Here is a 17109-nt window from a genome sequence, read left to right as displayed (position 1 = left end):
ACGAACAAACAAACGGTCTGTTGAGGCAATTTTATCCCAAACGCAAACGGTCCGTCTTTTCAGATCCTGAGCGACTGGCCTCGTCCGTTGACCTCATAAACGGATACAGGACAACCTGGGAAATCATTGAGGAGCAGGGACTTGCCGGGGTGTTAAGTTTGGTTTGACAATTTGCCCCAACAAAAAAACGGCCCCCGCCGGGAGGGCATGGAAGCGGTTCGGGTGCGCAGCACCCACCCTGGCTCCGCGCCAAAGGCGCATTCTTCTCTTCTCTTATCTTATCTTCTCTTCATTCCAGAAAGCATCGCCGCAGCAAGCGGCATCCCCCACCCTCTCCCTGAAAAGAAGATGCCAGGAAAAAGGGTATTGATTTCTCAAAACCCGTTTTTCCGAAGATACTCCATGGTGATGCCGGTCTTTGAAGTGTCTTTGGCTGTCTCACCCACCCAGGGCGTGACCATCCGCTCCACATATTTCCCGATGACATCGGTTTCCATGTTGACGACAGTCCCAGGGATCCATCCCGCGATGGTGGTCACTTTTTGCGTCTCGGGAATGATGTTCACCTCCAACCATGTCGGGGCGCAATCATTGACCGTCAGACTGATGCCATCCAATGTGATGGACCCCTTGGGGATGACATATTTGCCGTGCGCGGCATCAAATGACAGCTTGTAAATTTTCGACTGGCCGGAAGGCCGAATTTCGGCGACATGCGCCAGACAATCCACATGGCCGGACACAATATGGCCGCCAAAGCGATCACCCATGGCCAGGGCTCGTTCGAGATTGACGGTGGAGCCGATCTTGAGTCCGCCCAGACTGGTGACTGAGAGGGTTTCCCCAGAGGCGTAACAGGTAAACCAGTTGTCCCCAAAGATTTCGACAGTCAGGCAAACGCCGTTGACCGCAATGGATTCTCCCGCTTCAATGTCGCGGAGATCAAACATCGCCTTGATACGAAACCGTGTTTCAGTGCCTCGGTTGTCTGCTGCTTCGATGCGACCCATGCCTAAGACCAATCCTGTGAACATACACTTCCTCGCTCGTGTTTGGAGGATGTTGTATCAGGGGGAAGGTCCGGTGTAAATCAATGACCTTGTGAGGTACGTGGTGGGCAGTTTGATATCAGCGTATAAAAAAAGGGCCGCAGAAGCGGCCCTTTTTGAATTGATGGTATTGAGTTTATTTACAATGTGGCAGTTCGCCCACGATTTGTTCTGCGTCTTCTTCATCTTCGAAGTATGGAAGTGTCTCGGCAACAGCGGTCGAGAAATCACGGAAGATATTATCGGTTCCCACGACTTTATCAGTTCCCAAGCGGGTCATGATTTTCATGATTTTCGGATTTACACCGGAAAGGATCACTCGAATATCTTGAGCCTGTCCTTGTCGAATGACGGTCTCCAACGCTTCAAGTCCTGTGGCATCGATGATGGGCACGAGCCGCATACAGAGCACGAGAATTTCCGGTTTTTTCCGGGTGAAGCGCATGATGTCGATGAACCGTTGGGCCATACCGAAGAAGAGCGGGCCGGCGATTTCATAGACAACGACTCTGGGGTTTCCGGTGCGGCGACTGGTGATGGCCTCTTCGGGCAACCCGGTGTCGAGACTGTGGATATCGACCAGTTCGCTCATGCGTTTCATGAACAGGATGGCAGCCAGAACAACACCGATTTCAACGGCGACAGTCAGACCAACGAAGACTGTCAGCAGGAAGGTGCTCAGCATGACCATGGAGTCTGATTTCGGGGCGAGGAACAGTCGTTTCAACCGGTGTGGTTCGCTCATATCCCAGGCAACGACCATTAGCACGGCGGCCAGACTGGACAGGGGAATCAGTGATGCGACTGGGGCCATGAATTTGATGAAAATAACCAGAGTCAGGACGTGGAAGATGCCAGCCATGGGCGTGAAGGCACCGGCGCGGATGTTGGTGGCGGTCCTGGCGATGGCACCGGTGGCGGGGAGTCCTCCGAAGAGCGGCGAAGCAATGTTGGCAAGTCCCTGAGCCACGAGTTCGGTCGAGGAGTTGTGACGGTCGCCGCTCATGCCGTCCGCGACGGTGGCACTCAAGAGTGATTCCATTCCGGCGAGAACCGCGATGGTGAGCGCATCAGGAAGAATGTTATGGAGTGTCTCCATGCTGATGTTTGAGAGGGGGACGAAACTTGGTAATGTCGAGGGAATGCCTCCGAATCGGCTGCCGATGGTTTCGACATCGAGTCCCATGGCCCATGCAACGAGGGAACCGATAACGATTCCGGCGAATGGAGCGGGAATACGGGGGATGCGGTGACGGATAATCAACATGGTGCCCAACGTTAATGCCCCGATGGCCAGTGTTCCCGGGAGCGTGGTGGGCAGGGCCGTGGCGCAGGCGAGCACCTGATCGGCAAAGGCGGATGGCATGTGCTCGATCTGGAGTCCGAAAAAGTCTTTCAACTGCGTGGAGAAAATGAGCAGGCCGATACCTGATGTGAATCCGGCAGTGACAGGATAAGGAATGTATTGGAGAAGTCGTCCGAGCCTGAGAATACCCATGACCACGAGCAGCAGACCTGCCATGATGGTGGCGAGCATCAGCCCTTCAAAACCGTTTCTGGCGATGACGTCGGAGATGATGATGACAAATGCGCCGGTCGGTCCACCAATTTGAAAGCGGGTGCCGCCAAAGGCGGAAATGATGAATCCGGCAACGATGGCGGTGAATAATCCAGTCTGGGGGCTGGCTCCTGATGCAATGGCAAAAGCCATGGCCAGCGGCAGGGCAACAATACCGACAGTGACACCCGCTCCGAGATCCCGTTGGAGTGCGGAAAGGGAGTAAGATCGTAAATAGGGAATACTTTTGGGTGCATACGCTTCGAACTGCGCACGCAATGAAAAAGCCATTAGAAACCTCCTTGGGTTGGTGGTGTCTTCGTGGTCACAGTCAGTGGTCGATCCTATGAGAGGGGGCCAGGGGCTGGAGAATCACGCGAAAGAGACGGACTAAATACCTCTGTTTGCCAAGAGTCAAGCGTTAAAATTTTCACATGAGTTTACATGACAAAAAGGTCACATTTTTTGTAAAAGTTGGCGTTTTTGTGGCGTGAAGGGAATTTTTGTGGGCTTGATGCGTGTTTTTGTTGGAAAATGTGGACTGAAAAAGGATGGAAAAATCTTACTTCATTCAGTGAAGGGCGATATATATACTATAAGAACAGTTGTGCCAGCCACAACACGATCATTCCTGAGGCGATGGTTGCCAGCATGTTTCTGGTTTTCCAGGCAATGAGGATTGCGGTGATTCCGGCGGCCAACTGATCCCACCCGGCAAAGGAGATGGTGCCTGTTTTTGAGTGAAGCAGGATGGCGGGGGCGATAAGTGCGGGCAGGACCGAGGCGGGGATGTATCGAAGCATCCGTTGGACCATCGGCGGCAGTGTAATTTTATCCAGTACCAGAATGAAGGAATAGCGGGTGAGAAAGACGCCGATGCCGATGCCGAGGGTCACGGGCCAATAGGTGGTCATGTCAAGCATTGGCAAGCCTCCTTTCTGCGAGATATCCCACGATCATGCCGCTGATCGCGCCGACCAAGAGACCTAGGTTGTATGGAAGCGAGGCGGCTGCAACCGCTACACTGGCGGAAACGATGGCTGCAAAAATGGTGGGGCGATCGATGATGACCGGCATGACTATGGCGGTGAACGTTAGAGGAATGGCGAAGTCGAGCCGCCATGTCGTGGGAATGACCGCGCCGAGATAGGCCCCGACCACGGTGGCGGCGACATAGCCCACCCAGATGGTGACGTTGGTGCCCAGATAATACCAGACCTTGTTCATGTTCTCGTGATCGGAGCGCAGGTAGTGCGCAATGGAAACCGCGTATCCGCCATCGGTCAGCAGGTAGGCCAGCCCGACTTTCTGGAGCGGGGGGACCCCTTTGAAGTGCGGCCCAATGGAGGCGGAGTACATGAAAAATCGTGCATTGATAATCAGGCCGGTGAGAATGACCACGGCCGTGGTGGCGTGTTCACTCATCAGTTGAATGGCAGCCAGTTGCGAGGCTCCGGCAAAAATGATGACTGACATCAGGGATGATCCCCACTCGGTCATGCCCTTGGCAACGCCGACCGTGCCACAAATCAGGCCGAATGGCATGACGCCCGCCAGCATCGGGCTGATATCCCGTGCACCATGTAAAAAAGCTGTTTTTCGATCTGTCATACGTTTCTCTGTTCATTATGAATACTGGCGACCTGTGCGCATCGTCAACGATTTTATTGGATGTATGGCTGTTTCCGGGCTGGACTTTTTACGGGAAAACGCGGGATACTCAGAGTCATGAAAACGAAAGACGTGTATCGATGCGCGGCCTGTGGCGCACAGTCTCCGCGATGGCAGGGGCAGTGCCCATCCTGCAAGGAATGGAATACCCTGGAAGTCATGACTGTGAACAAGAAACGCGCACGGGCCGGGGCGGTTGCGCAGGACAAGCCGCAGTTGCTTGAAGATTTGCACAGTGAACAATTTTCCACGCGGACGTCAGGCATGGATTCGCTGGATGAATTGCTTGGCTCCGGTCTGGTGCCGGGCGCGGCTATTTTGCTCGGCGGTGAACCGGGAATCGGTAAATCCACTTTACTTTTGCAACTGGCGGGGAGTCAGGCTCGGCTCGGTCATACGGCGGTGTATTTGTCTGGCGAAGAGTCTTTGCCGCAACTTCGTGGTCGGGCCGAACGACTCGGCCTGCTCGGACCGGGACTGTTGGCTCTGGCGTCCAACAAGGTTGAAGACGCGTTGGCTGTTCTGGATGAACCGAATCCGCCGGAATTGCTGATTGTGGATTCCGTGCAGACGCTGGCGTCGCCGTTGGCCGAGGGGATTCCCGGTTCGGTCAGTCAGGTGCGCGCCGTATCCGGTGAACTGGTGGAAAAAACCAAGAAGACCGGAACCACCCTTATTCTGGTGGGGCATGTGACCAAGGATGGCCAGATTGCCGGGCCGAAGTTGTTGGAACACATGGTGGATACGGTGTTGTATCTGGAAGGCGATCGCAAACATTTTTCTCGTATCCTCCGCGTGCTCAAGAATCGGTTCGGCCCGAGCGACGAGCTGGTGGTGTTCACCATGAAAGAGCGCGGTTTGGAAGTGGTGGCAGACCCGGCCACGTTTTTTCTTGGAGCCCGGGACCCGTCCCTGTCCGGGACAGCCATGGCCTTGGCCGTGGATGGACAACGGCCGTTTGCCGTTGAAGTCCAGGCACTTGTTTCCAAATCGTTTTTGACGATTCCACGGCGCACGGCCCTGGGATTTGATACTAATCGATTGAACTTGTTGCTGGCCGTGCTGGAGAAACGATTGCGGTTGAATCTCAGCGGTCATGATATCTATGCCAAGATCACGGGCGGATTGGCATCGAAAGACCCCGGCCTTGATCTGGCGGTGGTTGCCGCGATCATGTCGTCATTTTATGACCAACCCCTGCCGGAATCCGCGGTATTTTGGGGAGAAATCGATCTGAACGGACAGGTCCGTCCTGTAGCCGCACATGATGTTCGGTTGAAGCAGGCGGATCGATTGGGTCATGCCCCTATTTGTCATTCCAAGACGGCTGCAACACTGGCCGATTTGCAACGGGTCCTGTTTGGCAAGCGGAATTGATGTGAGACCATGCCTTTTCTTTTTTGGGAATCATGGTACTCTCGCGACTCCTGCGCAGGGGACAGAAAATGGATTTCTTTTCAGATTTCACCAGGCGGCACTGTGGTGAATGAGAAACCGACGTTGACCGGGAGGACACAGCATGACCGATACGCTTGATTGGACCAATTCGAATATGGACGATCTGGATATGGCGCGTTTTGAAGCGCGGGCCGATGCCATGGCACAACGCCTTCGGGAAGAGACATCCGCTGACAGGCTTCCGTTTTTGACCATGCCGTATGAGGCAGAACTCAAGGAACAATTGGCCGCGTTGCAGCCCATGCTCGCGCGGTTTGACCACATGCTGCTTTTGGGAATTGGTGGGTCGGCTCTGGGTGCGCGTGCCTTGCAACAGGCTTTTTATCCGCAGCAGGGACAGCCGGGACATACCGGGCGGAGTCTGTGGATAGCGGACAATGTGGACGTCTATGCGCTCGAAGCATTTCTGACGCAATTGCCCCCTGAAAAAACCGTGGTCGTGACCATTTCGAAATCCGGTGGAACCATTGAGACTGTGGGCCAATACTTCATTCTCAAGGAATGGATGCAGCACCATTTGGGCGATGCGTGGCACGAGAATATGGTGCTTGTCACGGACGAAGAAAATGGTTTTTTGCGTGGTGAGGTAGATGCCTATGACATCAAGTCTCTTCCTGTTCCCGACAATCTTGGCGGTCGGTATTCCGTTCTGTCGGCAGTGGGGTTGCTCCCTGCGGTCTTTTTGGGAATGGATATTGATTCCTTGCTGGACGGTGCCCGGGAAATGGCGGCATCGTTGATCTCATCCGAATTGACCGGACAAACGCTGGCCGGACACAGTGCCTTTCAGTTGGCGGTCTGGAACGCGGCCCTGATGGACAGGGGATTTGATGAGATGATTTTTTTCGCCTATATCCCGTTGTGGGCGGGGTTCGGTGACTGGTTTGCCCAACTCTGGGCTGAATCTCTCGGCAAGGAAGGCAAGGGCAGCCAGCCCATTCCGGCCATCGGTGTGACAGATCAACATTCCGTCAACCAGATGTTCATGGATGGTCGGCGGAACAAGGCCTGTCTTTTCCTGACCTGTCCAACTTTGCCCGCTGGACCGAAATTCCCGGCAGCATTGCCGGAACAATTTAGTTATGTACAGGGTATGGACTTTGGCGAACTGCTTCGGGCAGAAGGTCTGGGGACCCGGATGGCGTTGTCCGCGAGCGGCGTTCCGTTGGTAGAATTACGCATGGGATCGGATGGCCCGAGGCAGGCCGGAAAGATGATTGCGCTGCTCGGCGCGGTCACACTTTTGACGGGCTGGCTCATGGGGATCAATCCCGTGAACCAACCCGCAGTCGAACTGGGCAAGCGGTTGGCAAAAGCCCGGATGGATGCGGATGGACTTGAACGAGAAAAGGCGGACCTGAACGAGTTCCTGTCTGCCGAGCGAGATATACGGGAGTTTTAAACTGCGACAATTCAACGAAGCTGATGGCAGCAGGCCGCTTCAGTTCGTCAAGGTCATTTCCTGGACGTTGCTGATTATTATTCTAAGTTTCAGCCTGTTGCTTTCCTTATTCATTTCAAAATATGCCGAGCGGACCCTGTTGGAAAAACAGGAAGCCTTTGCGTTGCTTCTGGCTGAAAATGTCAGCCACCAGCTCTTTTCTCGATTCGTGATTCCCACCGTGGTCAAGTTCGGTCGTATTCAGTTGAGAAATGATGAACAGTATGAAGCCATGGACAGGGTTATTCGGTCCACGGTGCATAGTTTTCACGTTTCGACATTGCGGATTTACGACGCCAAAGGCACGGTGACGTATTCCATGGACAAGAATGAGATAGGTAAGCCTGGCAATGCCATCTACAAGGTCACGGAAACATGGGAGTCCGAAAAATTCAGTGCGCAGATCCTTTCCCGCGTCTCGAAAATAGCGGCCCTGTTCATGGTCGATTTCAAGCCGGGAAGCATGACGTTGCGTGCGTACAATCCGTTGCGAGCCGAGCGGAGCCTGACCAATATCGATCAGAATCCGATCATGGGAATTCTTGAGTTTGAACAGGATATCACGCCCGATTATATGTCCATGCTCAATTTTGAACGACTGGTCATTACTTTTTCATTGGTGACATCCCTTGTCCTTTTTTTCCTTGTCCTGACGGTTTTGCGCAGGGCGGAGCGTTTGAGCAACAAACAGCTCAAGGAAAAGGAGAAATTGCTTTTTGAATTGCAGCAACAGGAAAAACTGGCAGGTATGGGCCGTATGGTTGCGGGAGTGGCTCATGAAATTCGCAATCCTCTCGGTATCATTTGTTCCAGTTCGGAGTTGATTCTGAAACGGGCAAAAAAGGAAAACAGTGCATCGACCCGCATCCTTGAGGCGTTGCACGAAGAGGCCAAGCGGCTTTCTCGGACAGTGACCGAGTTTCTCGATTACGCCCGTCCCAAAAAACCGACCATGCATCCAGTCATGGTGGACTCCATTCTTGAGCAGGTTGCCGTGTTTATGGAACAGGAATGTGAAAAGCTCGGCGTGACCATTGTGCGCGAGTATTGCGACGACATGGAGGTCCGGGGAGATAAAGACCTCTTGTACCGAGCTTTTTACAATTTGGTGGCCAATGCGCTTCAGGCCATGAACGGTCCGGGTGAGCTTTCGATCAATGCGGCTCGGGGGCATGGCAGTCTGCATGTGATTCTTCAGGATTCCGGACCGGGGTTTGCTCCGGACCATCTGGAACAGGTGCGGGACCCCTTCTTTACCACCAAGGATTCCGGGACAGGCCTTGGCCTGGCTCTGGTTTCAACCATCTTTGAAAGCCATGGTATTGAAATGCATTTGAGCAATGGTGAAAATGGTGGCGCCCGGGTGGATGTCATCTTTCCGGAATAGCGGGCCGATACGGAGTTACGGACATGTCACAAGCATGGATACAGACTAAACATCCTGAATTTGTTCGGGATCTTTTCAAGTTTTTTTGTCAGACCTGCGATCAGCTTGAATTGCAGTTTGTCGGTTTCGACGAAAATGGAACCATTCATTTCGAGGTGCTCAAGGATCTGGTGGGCGTGGAAATGAACAAGGGACTGCTGTGGCGGCTGAAAGACACGGCGCATCACGTTTTTCGGAACGACCCCCATTCGCAACTGGGCGGAAAACTGTTGGATTGGGCGCTTGGCTACATCTTTCACGAAGCGACCAAACTCAAGGAAGATGCGTATCAGAAGCAAAATTATGCGCCGTGGTTTCACAAACTCCATGAAGGAGAGTTGAACCAGTCTGAAAAGGATATCACTGATGAACTTTTTCAGGTTTTGAATCAGACCGAAGAGTCCATGCGTCGAGAGATTGATCGTATCCGGTTTATTATCGATAAGTGCCGACAACTCTTGCCATATTACTTGCATAGATACAGTGACAACGTCCTGCTTGCGCGGTATATTTTTTCTCAGAATGAATTGGTGAAGGCTGTTTTCGATACGGAATATGGACATTTGATGTATTCCATTTATGAAAATGAACCTGAACGAATGTATGTTCTCGCTAGTCAGAGCTTGCGCATGGGGGGGTGGATGAAGGAGGCTGCCCAGGCGGTGGAAAAGGCCTTTGTTGAAAATCCAACCAACAGAATAGTGTTGCAAGAAAAGAAAATTATTGATAATTGGACCACGAGAATACGTACATGACCTATGTCTTTGTACTAGAATTTGCAAAAAAAGATCTTTTGAGGAGGCCCACAATGAAGAAGTTGATCCTACTCGCAATCGCTCTGTGCCTTGTCTTTGCCTGGGGCTGTGCCAAAAAAGTCCAGACCGAGCCAGAAGTGGTTGTCGTTGAAGAGAAGGAAATTATTGTTGAAGAAGAAGTCGTTGTTGATCCTATGCAGGTCTACAAGGCTGAATATGATTCCCTGCCCGCGACACATACCGTGACCAAGGGTGAATGCCTGTGGTGGATTTCCGAGTACAAGCATGTGTACAATGATCCGTTCATGTGGCCTCTTATTTACAAGGCAAATCGTGACAAGATTTCCAATCCTGACATGATTTATCCCGGCCAGCAGTTTGACGTTCCCCGCTATGGTTTTGATATGGAAGACGTCAAGGCATCCCGCAAGGAAGCTGGTGCTCCCTGGAAGGCTCTTGAGCCTGGACAGGACGCCATGATTCCCGCTGAAATGCGTGCGGCTCTGGGATTTAGCTTCTAAGGTCAGCCTCACGAGCTATACATGACCGCCTGCCCCTGATGGGACAGGCGGTTTTTTTGTGGGCAATGGTCAACTTGTGTTTAGAAGAAAATTTTGAAGTGTGGTTTGTGTCTGTCGGGATGGTGCGGCCCATGGCGTTGTTGATGTCACCAAAAACACCACATCGTTTCCATTATTTGGGAAACGGTGCGGTGTTTTTGAGGGCACACGGGGGCGAGTGCTTTTGCACTCCGTCGTGCTCACAGGAGAGGACTAGCCATGCGATGCAACCCGAATCGATACGCCGTGCCACTGATGCGGGATGCGTTCAATGGGGATAGTCTGTAGATCGAAAGGATTACATCCCGGCCAAGGCGTCTGCCCGCGCCCCATATAAGGGGAAAATCCGGTCGTACCCGGAGACTTCGAAGACTTCCTGAATATAATCTTTTACGCCGCAAATGGCCACGGAGCCGGAGGTCTTCTTGAGCCGTTGGTACGCGAGGACAAGGACGCGCAGGCCCGAACTGTTGATATAGTCCAGTCCGGTGAAATCGAAGAGCAGTTTGGTTTCGCCACCTTCGAGCAGGGCGACAACCTTTTCTTCCATTGCCTGAGTTCCTTCGGCGTCCAGATTGCCGTCGATGGTCAGGATGGTTACGCCATTTTCGGTGTCATGGTTCATTGCCATTGTATACCTCCATATGCCTACGCCGATATTTTGGGGCAGGGCTTGCTGATGTCTTTGTGGAGTGTGAGGACGTTTTTGCCGTTTTTTCGGCCATAGTTGATGTCATTGACCATATTTTTGATGAGGTGGATTCCCATGCCGCCGATTTGACGGTCTCGTTCATCCAGAGGCACGTCCAGTTCCGGCTCTGGTGCTTCCAGTATGTTGAACGGTTCGGAATCGTCTTCAACTTGGATCGTTATCATGTCTCCGTCCATGGATAAAGACACATCAATCGGGTGCTCGTCAAAATCGGTATATCCATATTGAATGATGTTCGTGATAAGCTCATCAAGGACCAGCGTGAGCTGGAAAATGGTTTTTCCGGGCAGGTTGTGTGACGCACCAAAGGCTTCCACTTCAGGCTGGAATTTTCTGAAGCAGTTTTCCTTGTTGCTCATGCGAAATGCAAAGTTCTTTTCAGGCATACATGTTCTGCTATTTTTGCGAATGACAACCACGGCGATATCGTCTTCCTGCCCATGGGCCTGATACTGTTCGACAGCCTCCATTAGTGCCAGGCGAATACCTTCCGCATTTTTTTGCGCATTTTTCCTGATGATGGCAAGCATTCGTTGCTTTCCGAACATTTCCCCACTGGCGTCCCGGGCTTCCCAGACGCCGTCTGTGGACAGGACGAGAATCTCTCCTTCCAGCAGGGTGGCCTCATTGGATTCGTATTCATACTCTTCCAGCACGCCGAGAGGCAACCCTTCGCCGGATAATTCTCCAAAGGTATCAGTTGCCGGATTATATCGAATGGCCGGATCATGACCTGCTCGAATCCAATTGACCGTTGGGTCGTTTTTCTTGAGCCGCAGATAAAAGACCGTCAGGAAACGGCCGGTTCCATCCAGATCACGGCTTAAGACTTCGTTGATGGAATTCATGCGTTCATGCGGGGCCATGCAGATTTTGGACAAGGTATGGAATTGGCCTCTGGCGGCGGCCATGACAAGCGCAGAGGGAAGACCGTGACCCGAGACATCGCCGAGCACGACTCCCAGCGCGTCGCCGTCCTGACATTTGACATTCAGGAAATCGTAATAGTCCCCACCTGTCTGGTCGCAATAGGAGATGCCGCCGGAAATATCGAAGCCTTCCTGACACGGTTCTGATGTCGGCAGGAGCAGTCGCTGAACTTCTTCGGCAAGTTCCATGTCCTTGTTCAGGTGCATCAGTTCCTTGAGTTTTGGTCCCATGTCGTTGAATGAATCCACCAGATCATCCCGTTCATCTCCGGTTCGTTGGGTCATGCGGGCTGAGAAATCACCATTTGCCAGACGGCGTGCGACCTGGGTCATGGTCAACAAGGGGCGGGTAATGAGCCGGGAGCCGAACCAGGCGATGAGTCCTGTGAAAATCAACATGATGCCTGAGGTGATGAGTGAAATGTTGCGCATCTCGTCAAAGAGAAATTCCAATGAGCCTGCGACCGCGTTTGGCAATTTGGAAACAACGCTTTTGGGAGCGATGATGATAAAGGAAAAATAGGTGTTGGAGGCAAAGGCGCAGACTGAATCCTCTCCTTTGTACGACAGGGGGACCACCCCGGATTTTTGCATGTCCATGGCATGCAACAGGACTTCAGTCCCAACCGGGTCATCAAAAGTCAGCCATTTTTTTTCGACGCCACTCATCCAGTGTCGATGCCCGTTCGGACGGGATTCCTTTTCGGCGAGAATGGGAAGTCCCTTGTCTTGGGCATCGCCCGAAGCGTCGCGATATACCATGAATGACTGTATTTCGCCATCCCACCGTTTTTTAAGATCTTCTTCACCCATGAAGGCGAATGACGGGAGATCCAGAGAGACACATCCCAGAAATTTCCCTGCAACGGAATGAATGGGGAAGGCAATGGTTGTGACGGTCGCACGGGTTGCCGGATCAACGGTCAGATAAAATTTCCACTCGTTGGAATCGCGTGTTTTTTGATACCATTCCTGGTTCCGGTGATCGTACATATGTGGAAAACCGCCGTGTCCTGGATAGCTGATAAAAGCTCCGGATTCGAGACCGATGTTGAACCAGAACGGGGCATCCATCATGTCTTTGAGCAAGTCTCGCATAGTGGGCGTCAACTGTTGCAGCAGTAAGAGCTCCTGGTGTCTGGTGCTGTTCTGCGGGACGCTGTTTCGGCGCATCATTTGTGGAATATGGGCGGATGAAAAGTCAAAGCTGATCTTGATGGGCAACTCTCTGCCAGACATGGTGAGTCGATTGTATCCCGTGTGTGTTCTGGTGTCTGGAGGCGCGGTTTCCGGCGTGTTGAAATCGCGGGAGAAATAGATGGGGGTAGCTGGATCGCCTTGATTTTTTTCGAGGATACGGCGTGTGTCCATGGACAGTGCACGAACAGCCAGTTTCATGGTTTCTCCACCACGTTCCAGCAGTGAGAGCAGCGATGTGGCATTGTATTCAAGCTCGGAGGCGACGATGAAGACCAATTCTCTGTGTAACTCCTCGGACGTGTTTTTGACCGCCTTTCCAGAAGCCCTGCCCATCAGCCCTCGGGAAATGGCGAGTGGACCAAGGCTGAATGCCAGGAGTATAATGAAAATTTTGATGTGAATGGACGCCTTCATATTCGTATTCTCCACTCGATATTCTGTTCACACACTTCTTGATGTTTGACCACACAATTGGGTGTGTTGTCCACTGAGAACCCCTTTGCCGGGGATATAATACTTGGAAAAATATCCTATTCCGTTTATACAACACGGAATTTCCACCATCAGCCCACTGGACGGTTCCATGTCCCATCCCAACGATTCGAAACGTATTACGAAAACAGCACTTTATTCATGGGTCCTTTATAAAAATATACCGCTTCAATTGATGGTGGTCGGCATCATCGTCGTTACGGTGGCAATGCGCGTTTTGCCCCTTGAGATGCAAAAGCGAATCATCAACGAAGCCATTGGGTTGAAGGATCTTCCCGCGTTGTGGCGATATTGTGCTTTGTACATCGGGGCCGTGACACTGGCCGGTATTCTCAAATATTGTATCAACCTGATGCAGGTATACATCGGTGAAAAGACGCTCAAGGTCGTGCGGGAGCGGTTGTATGAACATCTGCTTTCATTGCCGGTCCAGTTCTATCGTCGTACCTCTCCAGGCAATGTCATTTCTTATCTCATAACGGAATTTATCCCGGTCGCCACATTTATCGGTCAGGCCGTGGCCGTCCCCGCGGTGAACGTTTTGACCTTTCTGGCCATGGCCGCCTACATGATTCATCTGAATCCGACCATTGGACTCATTTCGATTTCCATTTATCCGATCGAATTGCTCATTTTACCCCGCATCCAAAAATATTTCCGACGCGCCAACCGGCAACGCATTGAGCATACGCAACGGCTGTCCGGCTTGGTGGGGGAAGCGGTCTCCGGTGTTCACGAAGTCCATTCCAATGCGTCCATCCCATTGGAAAAAAAACGGTTCAATGCGGTTATCGAAAAGTTGTACAAGGCGACAGTCACCCAGAACAGCATCAAATTCGGCATTAAATTCGTCAATAATTTTTTCATGAGTTTGGGACCATTCGTCCTTTTCCTGATTGGTGGATATTACGCTATTCAGGGCCATTTCGATGTGGGGGCGATCGTGGCGTTTCTCTCTGCTTACGAGAAGCTCTATGACCCGTGGAAGGAGTTGATGGAATTCTGGCAGGTCTATCAGGACAGTTCGGTTCGGTACAACCAGATCATGCGTGCCTTTGACCATTCGCCGGAATTCCGACAGGTCTCCGAGGGGCGGGAACCATATGCGCTCGACAATGATATTGAGATTCGGAATTTGACCTTTGTGGTTGGTGGCAACATTCGTTTGCTCGACAATGTGTCCATGAGTGTCAAGGGTGGGGAACATGTGGCGCTGGTCGGATTTTCCGGGTCGGGAAAATCGACGTTGGCTTTGTGTGTGGCCCAACTGTACAAGTACTCCGGTGGCAGTGTCCTTGTTGGAGGCCGGGAAGTCTCCGAGCTGACGAAACAGGATATTTCGTACAATATGGGCATGGTGGCTCAGCATCCGTTTATTTTTGACGGGACGGTCAAGGAGAATTTGTTGTACTCCTGCCAATCCCTGGCCATGCAGGGCGGGAGTTGCACCCCATCCGGTGAAGCCCCGACGTTGGACGACCTTATAAAAATTACCCAGCAGGTGGGGCTGTTTACGGATATTCTCGCCTTTGCTTTCCGGTCCAAGCTGACGGCGGACGTTTCGACTGAGACGCTGAAAACCGCGATTTTGGCCTCGCGTCAGGAGTTTCAGGAAGGCGAAGCCGGGATGTATGCTGATGTGGCTGAATATATCGAGTTTTTCGATTTCAAGAAATACAGCCAGTATATGACGGTTGCCGAGAATATCGCCTTTGGATCTGCGCTTGACCAGGCGTTTGACCAGGAACATCTGCATGAACATCCTCAGTTCATTCTTTTCCTTGAAGAACATGGACTTGATGCACATCTGACCGTGCTTGGCGAAACCCTGGCTCGGGTCATCACGGATGAATTGGGACCGGAGCCGGCACATGAGGCCTTCAAAAATAGTCCCATTCCGGAAGCCGAATATGGTGACTATCAGAAAGTCGCCAACCGACTGGATTCCGGCGAACCGCTTTCGGAAGAGGAGCGCGGCCTGATTTTCAAGTTAGCACTGGCGTATATCCCGGGCATTCACGGGCAAACCGTATTGGACAAGGGATTTGTCAATCGAGTGGTTCGTTCCCGTCAGGATTTCATGGAAAAGGTGGTTCAGGAGTATCCCAATGCCTTCCGGTTCTTTTCGCCGGATAAGTACATCGGTTCTTTGAATATTCAGGATAATATCCTGTTTGGTCGTGTCCGGGCGGATGCCGAGGGGGCCGAGGAGGAGATCAATCATCGCATCATGCAGGCGCTTATCATGCAGGGCGCGCTGGAGCCAGTGGCCGAGATCGGTTTGAACTTTGAAGTCGGGTCCATGGGGGATCGATTGTCCGGTGGACAGCGGCAGAAAGTCGCCTTGGCCCGGACTTTCTTGAAGGTGCCGCCCGTGTTGATTCTGGATGAAGCCACAGCCGCGTTGGACAACAAGTCTCAAGGCCGTGTGCAGAATATTCTGACCAACAATTGGAAGGGGAAATCCACGGTGCTGGCCGTGATTCATCGTTTGGACATGTTGCCTTACTACGACAAGGTCGTGGTGCTCAAGGCCGGGCGTATCGTGGAGCAGGGAACCTATGACGAATTGCTGGAAAGCAAGGGCTCATTGTATACGTTGATTCATGGGAAAGAAGATTAGTTGAGAGAGGCTATGGCTGAGAAGATGCAACAGAAACGGCGTGATATGGGGAAGATTTGGCCTCGAATAGTGGATTTTGACAGTGCGCATCGTGCGGCGATGCAGGGAGTATGGGCCTGTGGAATCATTGCCGGTTTTACCGTACTTAACATGATCATGTTCATGGTTGATTTTCCGGGGCAGGTGCCGGATGTGACCCCGTTGATTTATGTGGTGTTTTTTGCCTTCTTGGGCGTTGGCATCTACCGGAAATATCGGTGTGCCGCTGTTGCCGGACTCGGGCTGTATGTATATATTTTTATTTCCAAGATCGTAATGGATTCGGTGTCGGCCTTGATCGGGGCAATGTTTGCCGTCTTTTTCATACTCGCGTTGACCAATGGGCTTCGGGGTGTGTACAAATGGCATGCATTGAAACTGGGGGCGGGGCCGATCTCATGATCGGGTTTTTTAAAAAGAAATCCGGTACAGATTGTTTGTCCAATAACGCAATATTGGAATGTTTTTTGAGAAAAAGTCGTTGAAAATTCGCCAAAGTGTTGGAAAGAACGTTTTTTTTCCACTTTACAGGTGTTTTTTTTGGATGTACCCAACGACTAACCCAATCGGGACTCTCTCCCTCTCATAGTGCCCGGTCCAGGAGGCGTTCTCTTGGACCGGCACTGTATTATCACAGGAGTATGATAATGAAAGAACCTGCTGAAAAAGCGACAGAACTCTTTCGTCACATGAACAAGAACCGTCGGGATGTCTTCAAGGCATACCAGAGTTTTACCGCTACCATCAAAAAGGGCAGCGCCATTGAGGACAAATATCAGTCTTTGATTTTGATTGCCTGTTCCATTCTGTCCCAGTGCGACATGTGTATCTCTTTGCATGTGCAGAACGCGGCCACTCATGGAGCTACCAGGGATGAAATCATCGATGCCGGTCTTTTGGCCGTTGCCATGGGTGGTTCTCCGAAGATGATGTACATGCGGCATGTGTACGAAGAGGTTGAAAAATTATTTGATTAGTGCGTGTGTTTTTTTCGCGCGGCACGGATGTCGAAATTCCCTGTTCAAAAAATTTTTGAGCAGGGATTTTTGTGGGCATGGGGCTGCGTCGAAAAATGATGCACAACGGCCCGACAGGTGGGTTGCCTGTCGGGCCGTGGTTTTGCTGGTATCCTCTGCGGGTCAGACAGAGGATGCCGTGGAGAAGGGTCTATTGAGTATGGGTTACTTTAGACCGAG

Annotated in this window: 14 protein-coding genes; 8 read left to right on the top strand and 6 right to left on the bottom strand. The window is 51.9% G+C overall.

The window, feature by feature from the left end; genetic code table 11:
- Positions 1-374: 374 nt before the first annotated feature.
- The 4 genes from GO013_RS15305 to GO013_RS15290 all read right to left on the bottom strand — a co-directional run bounded on the left by GO013_RS15305 (position 375) and on the right by GO013_RS15290 (position 4218).
- Complete coding sequence (locus tag GO013_RS15305; protein ID WP_163812643.1) at positions 375-1034, bottom strand: riboflavin synthase; 660 nt, start codon at positions 1032-1034, stop codon at positions 375-377.
- A gap of 151 nt (positions 1035-1185) precedes the next feature.
- The gene (locus tag GO013_RS15300; RefSeq protein WP_163812641.1) at positions 1186-2898 is read right to left on the bottom strand and encodes a SulP family inorganic anion transporter; all 1713 of its coding nucleotides are present in this window, start codon (positions 2896-2898) and stop codon (positions 1186-1188) included.
- A 302-nt stretch (positions 2899-3200) separates the two neighbouring features.
- Complete coding sequence (locus GO013_RS15295) at positions 3201-3530, bottom strand: AzlD domain-containing protein (RefSeq protein WP_163812639.1); 330 nt, start codon at positions 3528-3530, stop codon at positions 3201-3203.
- On the bottom strand, positions 3523-4218 hold the full coding sequence (locus GO013_RS15290) for an AzlC family ABC transporter permease (RefSeq protein WP_163812637.1): 696 nt from the start codon (positions 4216-4218) through the stop codon (positions 3523-3525). The genes GO013_RS15295 and GO013_RS15290 overlap by 8 nt, the downstream gene beginning before the upstream one ends.
- 117 nt (positions 4219-4335) lie before the next feature.
- Here GO013_RS15290 and radA point away from each other — a divergent pair, with 117 nt between their 5' ends.
- From radA to GO013_RS15265, 5 genes are all read left to right on the top strand, one after another.
- On the top strand, positions 4336-5655 hold the full coding sequence (radA, locus tag GO013_RS15285; protein WP_163812635.1) for a DNA repair protein RadA: 1320 nt from the start codon (positions 4336-4338) through the stop codon (positions 5653-5655).
- A 142-nt stretch (positions 5656-5797) separates the two neighbouring features.
- Positions 5798-7138 carry a glucose-6-phosphate isomerase gene (locus tag GO013_RS15280; protein ID WP_163812633.1) on the top strand — a complete coding sequence of 447 codons (1341 nt, stop codon included), beginning with the start codon at positions 5798-5800 and terminating at the stop codon, positions 7136-7138.
- A 67-nt stretch (positions 7139-7205) separates the two neighbouring features.
- The gene (locus GO013_RS15275) at positions 7206-8564 is read left to right on the top strand and encodes an ATP-binding protein (protein WP_239057906.1); all 1359 of its coding nucleotides are present in this window, start codon (positions 7206-7208) and stop codon (positions 8562-8564) included.
- A 23-nt stretch (positions 8565-8587) separates the two neighbouring features.
- Positions 8588-9358 carry a hypothetical protein gene (locus GO013_RS15270; protein ID WP_163812631.1) on the top strand — a complete coding sequence of 257 codons (771 nt, stop codon included), beginning with the start codon at positions 8588-8590 and terminating at the stop codon, positions 9356-9358.
- A gap of 53 nt (positions 9359-9411) precedes the next feature.
- Entirely contained in the window at positions 9412-9879 is a 468-nt protein-coding gene (locus GO013_RS15265) for a LysM peptidoglycan-binding domain-containing protein (RefSeq protein WP_163812630.1), read from the top strand.
- A gap of 337 nt (positions 9880-10216) precedes the next feature.
- On the opposite strand, the gene GO013_RS15260 is transcribed toward GO013_RS15265, so the two are convergent.
- A complete protein-coding gene (locus GO013_RS15260) occupies positions 10217-10549 on the bottom strand; it encodes an STAS domain-containing protein (protein ID WP_163812628.1) in 333 nt (110 codons plus the stop codon).
- A gap of 17 nt (positions 10550-10566) precedes the next feature.
- Entirely contained in the window at positions 10567-13173 is a 2607-nt protein-coding gene (locus GO013_RS15255; protein WP_163812626.1) for a SpoIIE family protein phosphatase, read from the bottom strand.
- A gap of 103 nt (positions 13174-13276) precedes the next feature.
- Here GO013_RS15255 and GO013_RS15250 point away from each other — a divergent pair, with 103 nt between their 5' ends.
- The 3 genes from GO013_RS15250 to GO013_RS15240 all read left to right on the top strand — a co-directional run bounded on the left by GO013_RS15250 (position 13277) and on the right by GO013_RS15240 (position 16890).
- Positions 13277-15874: an ABC transporter transmembrane domain-containing protein gene (locus tag GO013_RS15250; protein ID WP_239057905.1), complete on the top strand. Its 2598-nt coding sequence runs from the start codon at positions 13277-13279 to the stop codon at positions 15872-15874.
- Between the two features lie 12 nt (positions 15875-15886).
- Positions 15887-16315 (top strand): hypothetical protein, encoded by a 429-nt coding sequence (locus GO013_RS15245; protein WP_163812625.1) that lies wholly within the window; start codon positions 15887-15889, stop codon positions 16313-16315.
- 245 nt (positions 16316-16560) lie between these two features.
- A complete protein-coding gene (locus GO013_RS15240) occupies positions 16561-16890 on the top strand; it encodes a carboxymuconolactone decarboxylase family protein (protein WP_163812623.1) in 330 nt (109 codons plus the stop codon).
- Positions 16891-17109 lie beyond the last annotated feature (219 nt).

Origin of the sequence: Pseudodesulfovibrio sp. JC047, from assembly GCF_010468615.1 — a bacterium.
In the GTDB taxonomy this organism is placed as follows: Bacteria; Desulfobacterota; Desulfovibrionia; order Desulfovibrionales; family Desulfovibrionaceae; genus Pseudodesulfovibrio.
The sequence above is the reverse complement of the archived record's forward strand: the minus strand, read 5'-3'. Positions and strand labels throughout refer to the sequence as shown.

Excerpts from the sequence above, each read along its gene's own strand:
- GO013_RS15260 (WP_163812628.1), bottom strand. The coding sequence starts at position 10,549 with ATGGCAATGAACCATGACACCGAAAATGGCGTAACCATCCTGACCATC.
- GO013_RS15245 (WP_163812625.1), top strand. The coding sequence starts at position 15,887 with ATGGCTGAGAAGATGCAACAGAAACGGCGTGATATGGGGAAGATTTGG.
- GO013_RS15240 (WP_163812623.1), top strand. The coding sequence starts at position 16,561 with ATGAAAGAACCTGCTGAAAAAGCGACAGAACTCTTTCGTCACATGAAC.
- GO013_RS15290 (WP_163812637.1), bottom strand. The coding sequence starts at position 4,218 with ATGACAGATCGAAAAACAGCTTTTTTACATGGTGCACGGGATATCAGC.
- radA (WP_163812635.1), top strand. The coding sequence starts at position 4,336 with ATGAAAACGAAAGACGTGTATCGATGCGCGGCCTGTGGCGCACAGTCT.
- GO013_RS15270 (WP_163812631.1), top strand. The coding sequence starts at position 8,588 with ATGTCACAAGCATGGATACAGACTAAACATCCTGAATTTGTTCGGGAT.
- GO013_RS15305 (WP_163812643.1), bottom strand. The coding sequence starts at position 1,034 with ATGTTCACAGGATTGGTCTTAGGCATGGGTCGCATCGAAGCAGCAGAC.
- GO013_RS15280 (WP_163812633.1), top strand. The coding sequence starts at position 5,798 with ATGACCGATACGCTTGATTGGACCAATTCGAATATGGACGATCTGGAT.
- GO013_RS15300 (WP_163812641.1), bottom strand. The coding sequence starts at position 2,898 with ATGGCTTTTTCATTGCGTGCGCAGTTCGAAGCGTATGCACCCAAAAGT.
- GO013_RS15255 (WP_163812626.1), bottom strand. The coding sequence starts at position 13,173 with ATGAAGGCGTCCATTCACATCAAAATTTTCATTATACTCCTGGCATTC.
- GO013_RS15295 (WP_163812639.1), bottom strand. The coding sequence starts at position 3,530 with ATGCTTGACATGACCACCTATTGGCCCGTGACCCTCGGCATCGGCATC.
- GO013_RS15265 (WP_163812630.1), top strand. The coding sequence starts at position 9,412 with ATGAAGAAGTTGATCCTACTCGCAATCGCTCTGTGCCTTGTCTTTGCC.